16 protein-coding genes are annotated in these 16,450 nt (G+C 62.7%); 11 read left to right on the forward strand and 5 right to left on the reverse strand.

Translation table 11 applies throughout. The features are described 5' to 3' along the window. Positions 1 to 202 precede the first annotated feature (202 nt). Entirely contained in the window at positions 203 to 757 is a 555-nt protein-coding gene (locus tag CKW13_RS15990; protein WP_095109592.1) for a tetratricopeptide repeat protein, read from the forward strand. Between the two features lie 24 nt (positions 758 to 781). Here CKW13_RS15990 and CKW13_RS15995 read toward each other — a convergent pair whose 3' ends face one another. Further along, on the reverse strand, positions 782 to 1,108 hold the full coding sequence (locus CKW13_RS15995; protein WP_017735645.1) for a DUF1820 family protein: 327 nt from the start codon (positions 1,106 to 1,108) through the stop codon (positions 782 to 784). A 135-nt stretch (positions 1,109 to 1,243) separates the two neighbouring features. Between CKW13_RS15995 and miaB the strand changes: the two genes are divergently transcribed. From miaB to lnt, 5 genes are all read left to right on the forward strand, one after another. Next, the gene (gene miaB, locus CKW13_RS16000; RefSeq protein WP_095109593.1) at positions 1,244 to 2,572 is read left to right on the forward strand and encodes a tRNA (N6-isopentenyl adenosine(37)-C2)-methylthiotransferase MiaB; all 1,329 of its coding nucleotides are present in this window, start codon (positions 1,244 to 1,246) and stop codon (positions 2,570 to 2,572) included. Between the two features lie 215 nt (positions 2,573 to 2,787). Beyond that, positions 2,788 to 3,792, forward strand: a complete 1,005-nt coding sequence (locus CKW13_RS16005; RefSeq protein WP_095109594.1) for a PhoH family protein — start codon at positions 2,788 to 2,790, stop codon at positions 3,790 to 3,792. Further along, positions 3,785 to 4,279, forward strand: coding sequence for an rRNA maturation RNase YbeY (gene ybeY, locus CKW13_RS16010; protein WP_095109595.1), 495 nt, complete (start codon positions 3,785 to 3,787; stop codon positions 4,277 to 4,279). The genes CKW13_RS16005 and ybeY overlap by 8 nt, the downstream gene beginning before the upstream one ends. Before the next feature lie 5 nt (positions 4,280 to 4,284). Continuing rightward, on the forward strand, positions 4,285 to 5,124 hold the full coding sequence (locus CKW13_RS16015; protein ID WP_095109596.1) for an HlyC/CorC family transporter: 840 nt from the start codon (positions 4,285 to 4,287) through the stop codon (positions 5,122 to 5,124). Positions 5,125 to 5,132: 8 nt separating this feature from the next. Further along, positions 5,133 to 6,656 (forward strand): apolipoprotein N-acyltransferase, encoded by a 1,524-nt coding sequence (gene lnt, locus CKW13_RS16020; RefSeq protein WP_095109597.1) that lies wholly within the window; start codon positions 5,133 to 5,135, stop codon positions 6,654 to 6,656. Positions 6,657 to 6,718: 62 nt separating this feature from the next. On the opposite strand, the gene CKW13_RS16025 is transcribed toward lnt, so the two are convergent. Both CKW13_RS16025 and CKW13_RS16030 read right to left on the reverse strand, forming a co-directional pair. Further along, positions 6,719 to 7,480, reverse strand: a complete 762-nt coding sequence (locus tag CKW13_RS16025) for a YdcF family protein (RefSeq protein WP_095109598.1) — start codon at positions 7,478 to 7,480, stop codon at positions 6,719 to 6,721. 128 nt (positions 7,481 to 7,608) lie between these two features. Next, on the reverse strand, positions 7,609 to 7,935 hold the full coding sequence (locus CKW13_RS16030; RefSeq protein ID WP_095109599.1) for a hypothetical protein: 327 nt from the start codon (positions 7,933 to 7,935) through the stop codon (positions 7,609 to 7,611). 274 nt (positions 7,936 to 8,209) lie between these two features. Here CKW13_RS16030 and leuS point away from each other — a divergent pair, with 274 nt between their 5' ends. The 5 genes from leuS (at position 8,210) to CKW13_RS16055 (ending at position 14,274) form a co-directional block, all read left to right on the forward strand. Then, on the forward strand, positions 8,210 to 10,816 hold the full coding sequence (leuS, locus tag CKW13_RS16035; protein ID WP_095109600.1) for a leucine--tRNA ligase: 2,607 nt from the start codon (positions 8,210 to 8,212) through the stop codon (positions 10,814 to 10,816). A 90-nt stretch (positions 10,817 to 10,906) separates the two neighbouring features. Continuing rightward, positions 10,907 to 11,509, forward strand: coding sequence for an LPS assembly lipoprotein LptE (lptE, locus tag CKW13_RS16040; protein ID WP_095109601.1), 603 nt, complete (start codon positions 10,907 to 10,909; stop codon positions 11,507 to 11,509). Positions 11,510 to 11,548: 39 nt separating this feature from the next. Beyond that, entirely contained in the window at positions 11,549 to 12,586 is a 1,038-nt protein-coding gene (holA, locus tag CKW13_RS16045; RefSeq protein WP_095109602.1) for a DNA polymerase III subunit delta, read from the forward strand. 139 nt (positions 12,587 to 12,725) lie between these two features. Beyond that, a complete protein-coding gene (gene arfA / locus CKW13_RS16050; RefSeq protein WP_095109701.1) occupies positions 12,726 to 12,890 on the forward strand; it encodes an alternative ribosome rescue factor ArfA in 165 nt (54 codons plus the stop codon). 61 nt (positions 12,891 to 12,951) lie between these two features. Next, positions 12,952 to 14,274 carry a lytic murein transglycosylase gene (locus tag CKW13_RS16055; protein ID WP_095109603.1) on the forward strand — a complete coding sequence of 441 codons (1,323 nt, stop codon included), beginning with the start codon at positions 12,952 to 12,954 and terminating at the stop codon, positions 14,272 to 14,274. Between the two features lie 48 nt (positions 14,275 to 14,322). On the opposite strand, the gene CKW13_RS16060 is transcribed toward CKW13_RS16055, so the two are convergent. Then, positions 14,323 to 15,276 carry an LD-carboxypeptidase gene (locus CKW13_RS16060; protein ID WP_095109604.1) on the reverse strand — a complete coding sequence of 318 codons (954 nt, stop codon included), beginning with the start codon at positions 15,274 to 15,276 and terminating at the stop codon, positions 14,323 to 14,325. Between the two features lie 154 nt (positions 15,277 to 15,430). Further along, complete coding sequence (gene lipA / locus CKW13_RS16065; RefSeq protein WP_095109605.1) at positions 15,431 to 16,450, reverse strand: lipoyl synthase; 1,020 nt, start codon at positions 16,448 to 16,450, stop codon at positions 15,431 to 15,433.

The raw sequence follows: 16,450 nt of genomic DNA on the forward strand, positions 1-16,450 counted from the left end.
CGCATTGCGCCAGGTGCTCGCCTACTCTTACGGTTCTTTTATTCCCTCTTCTGCACGAAAAATCCCACAAACAGAGGGATATCCGGTCATGCAGCAGAAAAACGAGTAAAGACTTTGTAAGGTTGGCCCTGCTTATTTCATAATGCGCGCTTATTGGGCCCCCACTCAGGCCCGCGCGTCCTTCAGAGGTAAGTCGATTCCCATGAACCGCACCGGCCGCACCCTTGCATTGGGCTGCCTGTTGCTCCTTCAGCCCCTGCTCGCGCACGCACAAGCAGGCGGCAACTCGTTGTTGATCCCGGCGATAGGTCGTTGCACCCTCAATACCCAGCCCCAGGACCTTGCCGAGGCGCTCACCGCCTGCCAGCAAGCCTCCGACGCCGGGGATGCGCAGGCACAATACGAGTTGGGCGAATTCTATTACGACGGCAAAAACACGCCGCGCGACCTCAACCTGGCCCTGAGCTACTTCGAGAAGGCCTCCCTGCAAGGCCACGCCCAGGCGCAATTCAAACTAGGCAGCATGTTCTTCCACGGCGAAGGCGTCCCGGCCAACAACGTCCAGGCGTACATCGTGCTGAAAATGGCCGCCGTCAACGGCGCCGAAGACGCGCTGGACACCGCTGACGAAGTCGCCGAGCACATGCAGCGCGATGAACTGGAAGTCGCCACCCAAGTGCTGGGCCAGATCTTCCGCAAGTACCTGATGGAACTGCAAAGCGCCGACGGGCGTTCGCCTTTTTCGCCGTTGCCCTAAGTTCGTCCGCCCCTCTGTGACGCCCTACTTCTCCGGCATCGGCATCGGGAACGGCATGACATTACCCATGCCCCGTGCTTCGCTGATTTTCGGCGTGCCCAGGCGTTCGACTTCATCGATGCGCACGATCGAGTGCATGGGCACGAAGCTGCGCACCACGCCTTCAAATTGGGCTTTGAGTTTCTCTTCGCCGGGGTCGACCACCAATTGCGTGCGCTCGCCGAAGACGAATTCTTCCACTTCCAGGAAACCCCACAGATCGCTTTGATAGATCTGTTTGGCGTACATCTCGAACACCTGGCCCTGGTTGAGGAAAATCACCTTATAGATTGGAGCTTCGCGTTTGGTCATGGTGGGCGGGTAACACATCGGGGGATAAAAAGAGGGCGCGAACTATAGCATAGCCATCGGGCGCGCAACGCTAGGAAGCAACCGCGATGACCACTATAATGCGCGGTTCTTTGAATCACGTGATGACCCCTGTCCATGGCCAAGAAGCTTTACATCGAAACCCACGGTTGCCAGATGAACGAGTACGACAGCTCGCGCATGGTGGACCTGCTGGGCGAACATCAGGCCCTGGAAGTCACCGCCCGCGCCGAAGACGCGGACGTCATCCTGCTTAACACCTGCTCCATCCGCGAGCGCGCCCAGGACCGGGTTTATTCCCAACTCGGCCGCTGGCGTGAGCTGAAATTGGCCAACCCGGACATGGTGATCGCCGTCGGCGGTTGCGTGGCCAGCCAGGAAGGTGCCGCGATCCGCGACCGCGCTCCTTATGTCGATGTGGTGTTCGGCCCGCAGACCCTGCATCGCCTGCCAGAAATGATCGATGCCGCGCGCGTTACCAAGCTGCCGCAAGTGGACGTCTCGTTCCCGGAAATCGAAAAGTTCGACCACCTGCCCGAACCCCGCATCGACGGCCCCAGCGCGTACGTTTCGGTGATGGAAGGCTGCAGCAAGTACTGCACGTTCTGCGTAGTGCCCTACACCCGCGGCGAGGAAGTGAGCCGGCCGTTCGACGATGTGCTGGCCGAAATCATCCACCTGGCCGAGAACGGCGTGCGCGAAGTGACCCTGCTGGGGCAAAACGTCAACGGTTATCGCGGCCAAACCAACGATGGCCGCGTGGCCGACCTGGCCGAATTGATCCGCGTGGTGGCCGCGGTCGATGGCATCGAGCGCATCCGCTACACCACGTCCCATCCGCTGGAGTTTTCCGACAGCTTGATCCAGGCCCACGCCGAGGTTCCAGAACTGGTTAAGCACCTGCACTTGCCGGTGCAATCGGGTTCGGACCGCATCCTGTCGGCCATGAAGCGCAACCACACAGCGCTGGAGTACAAGTCCAAGTTGCGCAAGCTGCGGGCGGCGGTGCCGGGGATTTGCATCAGCTCGGACTTTATCGTCGGCTTCCCCGGCGAGACGGAAAAAGACTTCCAGCAAACCATGAAGCTGATCGAGGACGTGGGTTTCGACTTTTCCTACTCGTTCGTCTACAGCCAGCGCCCCGGCACGCCAGCAGCCGACCTGGCCGACGACACCCCCGAGGAGCTGAAAAAGGAACGCCTGAACGCCTTGCAGCATCGCCTCAACCAGCAGGGTTTTGAGATCAGCCGACAAATGGTCGGCTCGACCCAGCGCATCTTGGTCACCGATTACTCGAAGAAGGACCCGGGCGAGCTGCAGGGGCGCACGGAGAACAACCGTATCGTCAACTTCCGCTGCGATGATCCGACTTTGATCGGGCAGTTCGCCGATGTGCACATCGACGCCGCCCAACCGCACTCGCTGCGCGGCTCGCTGTTGCCCTGAGAGAGGGCGCCGCGTGTGTGAGGCCGCTGTGGGAACGAGCCTGCCCGCGATAGCGATCTATGGGCCAATGAGCGTGGCGGGCCCGGCGCCGTCGCGAGCAGGCTCGCTCCCACAGGGGCAAGAACCTGACGGGCCTGCTTAAGTGCTTTCGTACCCGGCGTGCTGGCGTTATCCTTCATTTCACCTTAATTGCCCCAGGGCGGCTAAAAACGACCTTGAACGCACCTATCGAACCACATCGTTTCATTCTCGAGCCCTTCGAGGCTCGCCGCTTCGCCAACCTGTGCGGGCAATTCGACGAGCATCTGCGCTTGATCGAACAACGCCTGGCGATTGAGATCCGCAACCGCGGCAATCAATTCGAGCTCATTGGCGAACTCAAGCACACCACCTGCGCGGAAACCCTGCTGCGTCGCCTGTACCGGGAAACCCAGGGTACGGAGCTGTCGCCAGACATGGTGCACCTGTTCCTGCAGGAGTCGGCTGTCGAGGAAATGGACAACCACTCCCCTGCCGATGCCGCCATCGCCCTGCGCACCAAAAAAGGCATGATTCGCCCTCGCGGCCTGAATCAGCAGCGCTACGTGAAGGAAATTCTGGGCAACGACATCAACTTCGGCATCGGCCCGGCCGGTACTGGCAAAACCTACCTGGCGGTCGCCTGCGCCGTGGATGCCCTGGAGCGCGAACAAGTGCGCCGCATCCTGCTGGTGCGCCCGGCGGTCGAGGCCGGCGAGAAGCTGGGCTTTTTGCCCGGCGACCTGGCCCAGAAGATCGACCCGTACCTGCGCCCGCTGTATGACGCGCTGTACGAGATGCTCGGCTTCGAGTACGTGGCCAAGCTGATCGAGCGCCAGGTCATCGAGATCGCGCCGCTGGCCTACATGCGCGGCCGCACGCTGAACAACAGCTTCATCATCCTCGACGAAAGCCAGAACACCACCGTCGAGCAAATGAAGATGTTCCTGACCCGCATTGGCTTTGGCTCCACCGCCGTGATTACCGGCGACATCACCCAGGTCGACCTGCCCAAGGGCACCAAGTCCGGGCTGGGCCAGGTGATCGAGGTGCTCAAGGATGTGCCAGGCATCAGCTTCACCCACTTCATGCCCAAAGACGTGGTCCGCCACCCCTTGGTGCAACGCATCGTCGAAGCCTACGAGCGCTTCGAGCACAAAGACGACATGCCCGCCGCCAAGGACAGCCGTCACGATGCTTGAGCTTGATCTGCAATTGGCCACCGAGGCCACCGCGCCCGACGAAAGCCAGTTCCGCCAGTGGTGTGAGCTGGCTTTACGCCAGCGCAGCGCCGATTCGGAACTGACCATCCGCCTGGTGGACGAACCTGAGGGCCGCGAGCTGAACCACACCTGGCGGCATAAAGACTACGCCACCAACGTGCTGTCCTTTCCCGCTGACGTGCCGGACGAACTGCTGGATATCCCGCTGCTGGGCGATCTGGTGATCTGCGTGCCCGTGGTCGAGCGTGAAGCGGCCGAGCAAGGCAAGGCGCTGGACGCCCATTGGGCGCACCTGGTGATTCACGGCTGCTTGCATCTACTGGGTTACGACCATATAGATGACGACGAAGCCGAAGAAATGGAAGCGCTGGAACGAACGTTGCTTGCCGAGCTGGGTCATCCCGACCCCTATGCAGACGACGAACCTGACAACCTCTTAACTGAAACAACAAAGGACTTAGAGTAATCGCTATGAGCGAAGACCGATCGAGCAACGGGCAAAAGTCATGGCTGGGGAAACTGACCCAGGCTTTTGCCCATGAGCCGAAAAACCGCCAGGAGCTGCTGGAGCTGCTGCGCGAAGCGCACCAAAACAAACTGTTGGACAGCGAAGCGCTGGCCATCGTCGAAGGCGCCATCCAGGTAGCCGATCTGCAAGTGCGCGACATCATGGTGCCGCGCTCGCAAATGGTCAGCATCAAGGCGACCCAGACACCCCGCGAGTTCCTCCCGGCAGTCATCGACTCGGCGCATTCGCGCTACCCGGTCATCGGCGAAAGCCACGACGACGTCATGGGCGTGTTGCTGGCCAAAGACCTGCTGCCGCTGATCCTCAAGGAGAACGGCGACAGCTGCAACGTCAAGGACCTGCTGCGCCCGGCGACCTTCGTCCCCGAGTCCAAGCGCCTGAATGTGCTGCTGCGCGAGTTCCGCGCCAACCATAACCACATGGCCATCGTCATCGACGAATACGGCGGCGTGGCAGGCCTGGTGACCATCGAAGACGTGCTGGAACAGATCGTCGGCGACATCGAAGACGAGCACGACGTCGAGGAAGACAGCTATATCAAACCGCTGCCCAGCGGCGATTTCCTGATAAAGGCCCTGACGCCGATCGAGAACTTCAACGAGTTTTTCGACAGCGAGTTCTCCGACGACGAGTTCGACACCGTCGGCGGCCTGGTGATGAGCGCTTTCGGCCACCTGCCAAAACGCAATGAAATCACCGAAATCGGCGCCTACCGCTTCCGCATCCTCAATGCCGACAGCCGCCGGATTCACTTGATCCGCCTCACCCCCATCGCTCGCTAAGGATTGATATGCGCCGTCTGACCCGCCCCGGCTGGCCCGGTAACCTGCTGGCCGTGGCGGCCGGCGCACTCACCACCCTGGCATTGGCTCCCTTCGATATCTGGCCGCTGGCACTGCTGGCGGCCGGGTTCTTCTACGCCGGCCTGCGCCATCTGAACCCGCGCCAGGCCTTGGGCCGTGGCTGGTGCTTCGGTTTCGGCCTGTTCGGCGCGGGCACCAGTTGGATCTACTACAGCATCCACCACTTCGGTGGCGCTTCGGTGCTGCTGGCCGGGTTGCTGATGCTGGCCTTCACTGCGGCGATTGCCTGGTTTTTCGCCCTACCCGCGTGGCTCTGGGCACGCTGGTTGCGCCGCAACGAAGCGCCGCTGGCCGACGCCCTGGCCTTCGCTGCGTTGTGGGTGGCCCAGGAAGCCTTTCGCGGCTGGTTCCTGACCGGTTTCCCGTGGCTCTACTCAGGTTACAGCCAACTCGATGCACCGCTGGCCGGGCTTGCGCCGCTGGGTGGGATCTGGCTGATTTCCTTCAGCCTGGCCCTGACCGCCGCGCTGCTGTACAACCTGCCGCGCCTGATAAAAGGCCGGCGCCCGGGTTTCATCGCCGCCGGCCTGCTGCTGTTGGCCGCGCCCTGGGTAATCGGGATCGCGCTCAAGGGCCATGCCTGGACCAGCCCTTCGGGCGAGCCGCTGAGCGTGGCGGCGATCCAAGGCAACATCGAACAAAGCATGAAGTGGGACCCGGCGCAGTTGAACGCGCAACTGGCGCTGTACCGCGACATGAGCTTCAGCACCAAACGCGTTGACCTGCTGATCTGGCCGGAAACCGCGATCCCGGTGCTCAAGGAGTCGGCCGAAGGTTTCCTGAGCATGCTCGGCACCTTCGCCGCCGACCGTAACTCGGCACTGATTACCGGGGTGCCGATCCGCCAGCAAGTGCGCCATGAAAAACGCTACTTCAACGGCATCACCGTGGTTGGCCAGGGCGACGGCACGTACCTGAAGCAAAAACTGGTGCCTTTCGGCGAGTATGTGCCGCTGCAAGACCTGCTGCGCGGGCTGATCGCCTTCTTCGACCTGCCAATGTCCGACTTCGCCCGTGGCCCGGCCGACCAGTCAATGTTGCAGGCCAAGGGCTATCAAATTGCGCCGTTCATCTGCTACGAAGTGGTCTACCCGGAATTCGCCGCCGGCCTTTCGGCCCGCAGCGACCTGCTGCTGACCATCAGCAACGACACCTGGTTCGGCACCTCCATCGGGCCCTTGCAGCACTTGCAGATGGCGCAGATGCGCGCCCTGGAAGCGGGACGTTGGATGATCCGCGCCACCAACAACGGCGTGACCGGCCTGATCGACCCGTTTGGCAAGATCACCGCGCAGATCCCGCAATTCGAGCGCGGCATTCTGTATGGCGAAGTGGTGCCGATGCACAACCTCACGCCGTACCTGCAATGGCGCTCGTGGCCGCTGATTATTGCGTGCCTGCTGCTGTTTGGCTGGGCGCTGCTGGCCAGCCGGATGGCCAAGACCGTGTGACCCCGTGCCAGCGATCGCGCGCCTGATGGCGCCATCGCTGGCAAGCCAGGCCTCTACGCGGCCTAACGATAGAACAGGCGATAACCCACCAGCCCCGCCGCCTCATTGAGCAACTGCCCGGACTGCCAGATCGACTTGAACTCCGGCATCCAACCGCCCAGCGGCCGCGCGTTGTCCACCCCGAGAAACCCCACCGGCGCCGGTACTACGCCAAACCCCGCGCGCTCGAAACTCCACACGCTGCGCTGCATGTGCCAGGCCTGGGTCACGACCACCACCCGCGTGACGCCCTCAGGCAGCAATACCTGGGCGCTGAACTGGGCGTTTTCCCAGGTCGTGCGGCTGCGCCCTTCCTGCCAGCGCACCGCCACGCCAAAGTCATCGCGCAGGGAATCGGCCATCAACGCCGCCTCAGTGGGCGGCGTGCCATAGTGCAGGCCGCCACTGGTCAGGACCGGCAACCCCGAGGCCTTGGCCAGGCGCGCCGCGTACCGCTCACGCTCCAGGCCCACCCCGGTGGGCTGGTCCGCGCCCCAGGCCGGGTCGCCGCGCTCCCGGCCTGAACCCAACACCACAATCGCATCGGCACGCTCGGCCAGGGTCGCCCACTCGCTGCGCTCCAGCGCAGGCTCGGTTTCCAGGGCGCGGGCGCTCCACTCCACCACCACCGGCAGGCTCATTAGCCCGAAACCACCAAGCCCCAGCGCAAAACACAAGCCCGCCAAGCGCGGGCGGCTGCGGCGCAACCACCAGGCCAGCGCCAGCAACAACAAAAGAATGCCGGGAGGTAACAGCAACTGTTTGACGAAATAACGAAAAGGCATCGGGCATCTCCAAAAAATGCCCGAAGCCTAAGGGGGTTGAAGCAAAGCAACAACAGAGGATATCGGCCGTTCTATGGAAAGGCCCTTGGCGGTGACGTCATGCCAGTGCCCTTGCGGGCTGCGTACACTTACTTGAATTGCAGGGACCGGACCTTTACCGCGCCCCCGCTATTAGGCGCCTTGTCTCTCAACCAGATGATCTTGGCCGAATGCGGCGCCTGTGGCGGTGTAACCTGATTGTTGCCCGCACCCTGCGGCGCCTCCTGCCCGCTGCGGTCCAGATAAGCCTGAATCAACTCGAACTCGGCAGCGCTCAAACCACGCAGTTCCAATTCGGCGGGACGCTCGTCGCGTAACCGGCCCGCCGTCTTTGCCGCATCCAGGGCCAGACCCAAACGGTCAATCAGCCGCTCATAGAACTCCGGTTTAATGACTTTTCGCTGCGACTCAACCATCCGTTCACCTCACTAGAAGGATATGACTCACTCCCCAGTTAGAAGCGTAGTCCCGCGCGGCAAACGGGCCGGTCCCCGCGACCAACGGCCCGCCGGGCCGCGCGGGGTGCAATCAGGGTTTCCCTCGGCGGAGTACGGTCATGTATGCTACGGCGCTTCCTGTAATTCCACTTCCAGCTCGCCTGGGCACCGAAAACGCCACAATCTGGCGGCATTTGCGCCCAGCGTCGCATTGAAGAGGATTAGGCCACCCCTATTCAGTTCAAAAGTAGCCATGCACGAACACTATCAGCCCCGTGAAATAGAAAACGCCGCCCAATCCTTCTGGGACGAACAGAAGTCCTTCGAGGTCAGTGAACAGCCAGGCAAGGAGACTTACTACTGCCTATCGATGTTCCCTTACCCCAGCGGCAAGCTACACATGGGGCATGTGCGTAACTACACCATCGGCGACGTGATCTCCCGCTACCAGCGCATGCAAGGCAAAAACGTCCTGCAACCCATGGGTTGGGACGCCTTCGGCATGCCGGCGGAAAACGCCGCGATGAAAAACAACGTAGCGCCCGCCAAGTGGACCTACGAAAACATCGCCTACATGAAATCCCAGCTGCGCAGCCTGGGCCTGGCGGTGGATTGGTCGCGCGAAGTGACCACCTGCAAGCCTGATTACTACCGCTGGGAACAATGGCTGTTCACTCGCCTGTTCGAAAAGGGTGTGATCTACCGCAAGAACGGCACCGTGAACTGGGACCCGATCGACCAAACCGTCCTGGCCAACGAGCAGGTGATCGACGGCCGCGGCTGGCGTTCCGGCGCCCTGATCGAAAAGCGCGAAATCCCGATGTACTACTTCAAGATCACCGCCTATGCGGATGAACTGCTGGAGAGCCTCGACGACTTGCCGGGCTGGCCCGAGCAGGTCAAGACCATGCAACGCAACTGGATCGGCAAATCCCGTGGCATGGAAGTGCAGTTCCCCTACCACGTCGACTCCATCGGCGAAGCGGGCGTACTGAAAGTCTTCACTACCCGTCCGGACACCTTGATGGGCGCGACCTACGTCGCCGTGGCCGCCGAGCACCCGCTGGCCACCCTCGCCGCGCAGAACAACCCTGAGCTGCAAGCCTTCATCGCCGAATGCAAAGGCGGCAGCGTCGCCGAAGCCGACGTCGCCACCCAGGAAAAGAAAGGCCTGCCCACCGCCCTGTTCGTCGAACACCCACTGACCGGCGAAAAACTGCCGGTGTGGGTCGCCAACTATGTGCTGATGCACTACGGCGATGGCGCGGTGATGGCTGTGCCGGCCCATGACGAGCGGGATTTCGAGTTCGCCACCAAATACGCCTTGCCAATCAAGCCCGTGGTGCGCACCAGCGCCGGCGACGAGAGCCCGGCGCCGTGGCAGGACGCCTATGGCGAACACGGCACGCTGATTAACTCCGGCGAATTCGATGGCCTGGACTTCCCCGGCGCCTTCGACGCCATCGAAGTGGCGCTCATCAAGAAAAACCTCGGCGCCTCGCGCACTCAGTTCCGCCTGCGCGACTGGGGCATCAGCCGCCAGCGCTACTGGGGCTGCCCGATCCCGATCATCCACTGCGATAGCTGCGGTGACGTGCCCGTACCGCAAGACCAACTGCCCGTCGTCCTGCCCGAAGACGTCGTACCCGACGGCGCCGGTTCGCCCCTGGCACGCATGCCCGAGTTCTACGAGTGCGCCTGCCCCAAATGCGGCGCGCCGGCCAAGCGTGAAACCGACACCATGGACACCTTCGTCGAGTCCTCGTGGTACTACGCCCGCTATGCCTCGCCTCACTACGAGGGCGGCCTGGTGGAAAAATCCGCGGCCGACCATTGGTTGCCGGTGGATCAGTACATCGGCGGCATCGAACACGCGATCCTGCACCTGCTCTACGCGCGCTTCTTCCACAAACTGATGCGCGACGAAGGCCTGGTCAGTTCCAACGAACCGTTCAAAAACCTGCTGACCCAGGGCATGGTGGTCGCCGAGACCTACTATCGCCGCGAGGCCAACGGCAGCTACACCTGGTTCAACCCGGCAGACGTCGAGCTTGAGCGCGACAGTAAGGCCAAGGTCATCAGCGCCAAGCTGATCGCCGATGGCCTGCCGGTGGAAATCGGCGGCACCGAGAAGATGGCCAAGTCCAAGAACAACGGCGTCGATCCACAGTCGATGATCGACCAGTTCGGGGCCGATACCTGCCGCCTGTTCATGATGTTCGCCTCGCCGCCCGACATGAGCGCCGAATGGTCCGACTCAGGCGTCGAAGGCTCGCACCGCTTCCTCAAGCGCGTCTGGCGCCTGGCCCACGCCCATATCAGCCAGGGCTTGCCCGGCAAACTGGACCTGGCCGGCCTGAGCGACGAGCAAAAAGCCATCCGCCGCAGCACCCACCTGGCCATCAAGCAAGCCAGCCAGGACGTGGGCCAGCACCACAAGTTCAACACCGCTATCGCCCAGGTGATGACGCTGATGAACGTGCTGGAAAAAGCACCGCAAACCACCGCACAAGACCGCGCGCTGGTACAGGAAGGCCTGGAAACGGTCACCCTGCTGCTGGCGCCTATTACCCCGCACATCAGCCATGAACTGTGGAACCAGTTGGGCCACAGCGGCGCAGTAATCGACGCCACATGGCCGGTGGCCGATGACAGCGCCCTGGTACAGGACACGCTGCAACTGGTGATTCAGGTCAACGGCAAGCTGCGCGGCCAGATCGACATGCCCGCCAGCGCCAGCCGCGAAGAAGTGGAAGCCGCCGCCCGTGCCAACGAGAACGTGCTGCGCTTCACCGAAGGCCTGACGATCCGCAAAGTGATCGTCGTGCCCGGCAAACTGGTCAACATCGTCGCTAGCTAAATTGGATCAGGTGCCGGGCAACACGCCCGGCACCGCACAGAACCTTACGGGCCGCACGGCGGCCCACCTGGTTTCAAGGGGAGCATCAAGATGATTAAACGCAATTTGCTGGTTATAGGCCTGGCCGTGTTGCTAAGCGCCTGCGGGTTCCAGTTGCGCGGCACCGGCACCAGCGAACTGGCCATCAAGGAACTGGACGTCACGGCCCGCAACGCCTATGGCGACACTGTGGTGCAATTGCGCCAGGTTCTGCAAAGCAGCGGCGTCAAGGTCTTTGCCGGCGCGCCGTACAAACTGGTGCTGGCCAACGAGCAGGAATCCCAGCGCACCCTCAGCTACGCCGGTGCCGGCCGCTCGGGTGAATACGAGCTGACGACTGTGCTCAACTACGAAATCCTCGGCCAGGGCAATCTGTCGCTGCTCAGCGACAAGCTGCAAGTGCAGCAAGTATTCCTGCACGACGGCAACAACCTGGTGGGTTCCGACCAGGAAGCCGACCAGACCCGCAAGGAAATGCGCCGCGACCTCGTCCAGCGCATGGTGCTGCGCCTGCAACAGTTGAGCCCGGCGCAACTGGACCAATTGCAGCAAACCGCCACGGCCCGCGCCAAGGCCGAAGCCGATGCACTGGAAGCCGCGCAAAAGGCTGAAGCCGAAACGCCGCGCCAGTCGCCGCTGCAACTGAACCAATAAGTCTTGCGGGGCGCCTCGGTGCCCCGCTTGCCCTCGCCGATGAAACTCGCCCCCGCCCAACTCGCCAAGCACCTGCAAGGCGCCCTCGCGCCCGTCTATATCATCAGCGGCGACGACCCGCTGTTGTGCCAGGAAGCCGCCGACGCCATCCGCGCCACGGCCCGCCAGCAGGGTTTCGATGAACGCCAGGTGTTCAGCGCCGATGCCAGTTTCGACTGGGGCACGCTGCTACAGGCCGGCGCCAGCATGTCGCTGTTCGCGCAAAAACGCGTGTTGGAACTGCGTTTGCCCTCGGGCAAGCCTGGGGACAAAGGCGCCGCCGCCTTCATCGAATACTGCGCCCGCCCGGCCGAAGACACCCTGCTGCTGATAAGCCTGCCAAAACTCGATGGCAGTGCGCAGAAGACCAAGTGGGGCAAGGCCCTGATCGAAGGCGCCCACACCCAGTTTGTGCAGATCTGGCCGGTGGACGCCAACCAGTTGCCGCAATGGATTCGCCAGCGCCTGTCCCAGGCCGGGCTTAGCGCCAGCCAGGATGCGGTGGAACTGATCGCCGCCCGGGTCGAAGGCAACCTCTTGGCCGCCGCCCAGGAAATCGAAAAACTCAAATTGATGGCCGAAAGCGGGCAGATCACCGTGGAAACGGTGCAGGCCGCCGTGGCCGACAGTGCGCGCTTCGATGTCTTTGGCCTGGTGGACGCCATTCTCAACGGCGAAGCCGCCCACGCCCTGCGCATGCTCGAAGGCCTGCGCGGCGAGGGCGTAGAGCCGCCGGTGATTCTCTGGGCCCTGGCCCGGGAACTGCGGGTGCTGGCTAACCTGGCGCTGCAATACAGCCAGGGCACGCCGCTGGACAAAGCCTTCAGCCAGGCCCGCCCGCCGATCTGGGACAAGCGTAAACCGCTGATGAGCAAAGCCCTGCAACGCCACAGCGCGCAGCGCTGGGCGCAGCTGCTACAGGACGCCCAGCGCATTGACGCGCAAATCAAGGGCCAGGCCAGCGGCTCGCCGTGGATGAGCCTGAGCCGCCTGTCACTGTTGATGGCCGGGCAACGGCTGGCCTTGCCGGCGGAGTAAGCCTTACTGCAATTCTCTGTGGGAGCGCGCTCTGACAGGGGTTGTGCCTAAGGCCGCCGCCCATCACCAGGGCTGGACACTTGCCCCACTTGGGCCGATGATTCGCAGCGCTGCATCCACCTACCTGCGAGAAGCCATCATGAGCAAAAAGCCTTCACGGCATCGGCCCAATAAAGCCAAATCCATCGTCGCCCAGCCACTGTTCCGCAGCCGTCAGGAACAACCGGCCAAAGGCAAAGGCAGCTACCGCCGCGAAGCCTTCCAGTCTAATAGCTGGGAGGCTTCTTACTTTCTGGCCGCTTAAAGGCAAGCACCCGTTCAACATGTTAAGGTCGGCACCTGATTCGTATTCTCTGGACCTGTGCATGCCCCTCTGTATTTCCCGTCGTTGGCACCTGCGCCAATTGATCGCTGCCTCCAGCCTCATTCTGTTAGTTGCCTGTGCGGAAAAACCCACCGCCGCCGACGCGCAACCGCTGCAAAGCATTCCCGCCGTGCCCGCGCCCGCCGTCATTCCGCCGGTGATGCCGAGCGGCGAAAACCTCGATATCCAGCCGACCCAGACCTTCGCCCAGTGGCAGGAAGCCTTCCGCAAGGACGCCCTGGCCGCCGGCATCCGCGCCGAACTGTTCGACCGCGCCTTCGCCAACGTAACCCCCGACATGAGCGTTATCCGCGCCGACCGCAGCCAGCCTGAGTTCTCGCGCCCGGTGTGGGAATACCTCAACGGCGCGCTCTCCCCCGTGCGCGTGCGCAAGGGTCAGTTGCTGCTGGAGCAATACGGGCCGATCCTGCAAAGCATCGAACAGCGTTACGGCGTGGATCGCCAGGCACTGGTTTCAGTGTGGGGTATGGAAAGCAACTTCGGCAGCTTCCAGGGCAGCCAATCAGTGATCCGCTCCCTGGCGACCCTGGCCTACGAAGGCCGCCGCCCGGCCTTCGCTCACGCGCAATTGATCGCTGCCCTGCAAATCCTTCAACAGGGCGATATCGAGCCGGAAAAAATGCTCGGTTCCTGGGCCGGCGCCATGGGCCAGACCCAGTTCATCCCCACCACCTACAACACCCACGCCGTGGATTTTGACGGTGACGGGCGCCGCGATATCTGGGGCAGCCCCACCGACGCTTTGGCGTCCACCGCCCACTACCTGCAAAGCTCCGGCTGGCAAAAAGGCCAGCCCTGGGGCTTTGAGGTGCAACTGGCCAATGGCTTCGACTACGTGCTGGCCGATGGCGCAATCCGCAAGACCGTCGCCGAGTGGCGGCAACTGGGCGTGAGCCTGCCCAATGGCGCCAGCGTGCCTGCCGGGGCCGAGCAGTTGTCGGCCGCCCTGCTACTGCCGGCCGGCTATCGCGGCCCGGCATTCCTGATCCTCGATAACTTCCGCGCCATCCTCAAGTACAACAACTCCTCGTCCTATGCATTGGCGGTGGGGCTGTTATCCGAGCGGTTTGGCGGTGGTGGGACGATCAATGGTGAGTGGCCCAAGGATGACCTGCCCCTGAGCCGCTCCGAGCGCATCGAGCTGCAAACCCTGCTCAGCGCCCAGCACTACGACGCGGGTACCGCTGACGGGATCATCGGCGCCAATACACGCAAGGCGATCCGCGCAGCTCAACAGTCGTTCGGCTGGCCGGCGGACGGCTACCCGACGCAGAAATTACTGCAGGGTTTGCGTAATCGCTGAGGCAAAAAACAGGAGTGCCTTGCACTCCCGCACGGGCCAGTCCGCTGGCTACAGGGGCAGTAGCACCACGTCTTGTTCGAGCCGCAGCTCCTGATTACCCGCATCCAACCTGACCATCGCCCCCAACGGCAGGGTCAGGTTCGGGTCGCAATGGCCGCTGCGCCACCCCGCCAGCACCGGAATGCGCAGCGGCGCGAAGGTCTGCTTGAGCAGAGCTTGTAGCGCCTGGCCATCAACCCCCGCCACATCCCCCACCAGAACGCCGCCAATCGTTGCCAACTTGCCCGCCAGGCGCAGGTGCGTCAGCAATCGGTCAATGCGGTACAGCGGCTCGTTGACGTCCTCGATGAACAAAATGATGCCCTCGGCATCGAGTTCATAAGGCGTGCCCAGGGTGGCGGCGATCATCGACAGGTTGCCACCCATCAAGCGCCCTTGGGCGATGCCCGGCTCGATGGTGACCAAGGGGTAGGCCGCAGGGTGGGGCAGGACGCTGCCGCGCTTCAATTGCCCGCGCAGCATGCGAAACAGCGACGATTCGGTGGGTTGCTGCTTGTTGCCCAGCAAGTCGGCGTTGAGCATCGCGCCATGGAAGGTGACGAAGCCGGCATAACGGCTGATGGCCACGTGCAACGCGGTGATGTCACTGTAACCCACAAAGGGCTTGGCGTTGCGCCGCAGTAGGTCGAAGTCGATGCCGTCGAGCAGGCGTGGGCTGCCGTAGCCGCCACGCAGGCACAGGATGGCGTCCACCTGGGGGTCAGCGAATGCGGCATGTAGGTCGTTGAGACGCACCTCATCACTGCCCGCGAGGTAGCCCTCCTTCGCCGTCACACCGGGGAACACCTTGAGCGAATAGCCCCGCGCTTGCATCCACTGCAATGCCTTGTGGGCATCCAGCGTCGCCGGCCCGGCAGGCGCGATCACGCCAATCAAGCCCTCCACAGGCAAGGCCGGCACCGGCATGGACTCACAGTAGGTGGGGGTGTTTGAAGCGCTCATCCATGATTCTCCCTGCGTAGATGGTCCACGCACAGTAGCCACGAAAGGGAATAAAGAGAAGGGACCGGTGACTTTGGGGCTTGCAAGAAAAGGCCCGCGCGCAGCCCATAAAAAACGCCCGCAGGAACCGAGGCTCCTGCGGGCGTTTTGCGGATCAGGACATCAGGCTGGCTTTTACCAGTTTCGCCTGCTCGTCGGCGTGGTACGAGGAACGTACCAGGGGGCCGGACGCGACGTTCTTGAAGCCCATTTTGTAGCCTTCCTCGGCGAACCAGGCAAAGGTGTCCGGGTGCACGAAACGCTGCACCGGCAAGTGGTTGCGCGACGGTTGCAGGTACTGGCCCAGGGTCAGCATGTCGATGTCGTGTTCGCGCATGCGCTTCATGACTTCGATGACTTCCTCGTCGGTCTCGCCCAGGCCCAGCATCAGGCCGGACTTGGTCGGAATATGGGGCATCATCTGCTTGAATTTCTGCAGCAGGGTCAGCGACCACTGGTAGTCCGAACCCGGGCGTGCGGCCTTGTACAGGCGTGGCACGGTTTCCAGGTTGTGGTTGAACACATCCGGCGGCTCGGCAGCGGTGATTTGCAGCGCCACGTCCATGCGCCCACGGTAGTCGGGCACCAGGGTTTCCAGCAGTACGTCGGGCGACAGCTTGCGGATCTCGCGGATGCAGTCGGCAAAATGCTGGGCACCGCCGTCGCGCAGGTCGTCCCGGTCTACCGAGGTGATGACCACGTACTTGAGGCGCAGGTCAGCGATAGCGATGGCCAGGCTCTCGGGCTCGTTGGTATCCAGCGGCTTCGGCCGCCCGTGGCCGACGTCGCAGAACGGGCAACGACGGGTGCAGATGTCACCCATAATCATGAAGGTCGCGGTGCCGCCGGAGAAACACTCGCCCAGGTTCGGGCAGGAGGCCTCTTCGCACACGCTGTGCAGCTTGTGTTTGCGCAACAGGGCCTTGATGCGGTCAACCTCGGGGGACACCGGGATGCGCACGCGGATCCAGTCGGGTTTCTTTGGCAGTTCGGTGGTCGGAATGATCTTCACCGGGATGCGTGCAACCTTCTCGGCGCCGCGCAGTTTCACACCGGCTTCGACCTTGGCACGCGGGGCCGCACGCTCAGTGACATCGAGCGTCGGGATCATGGTTTGCACTGCATCAGTAGTCAT

Origin of the sequence: Pseudomonas sp. Irchel 3E20, from assembly GCF_900187645.1 — a bacterium.
Lineage (GTDB): Bacteria > Pseudomonadota > Gammaproteobacteria > Pseudomonadales > Pseudomonadaceae > Aquipseudomonas.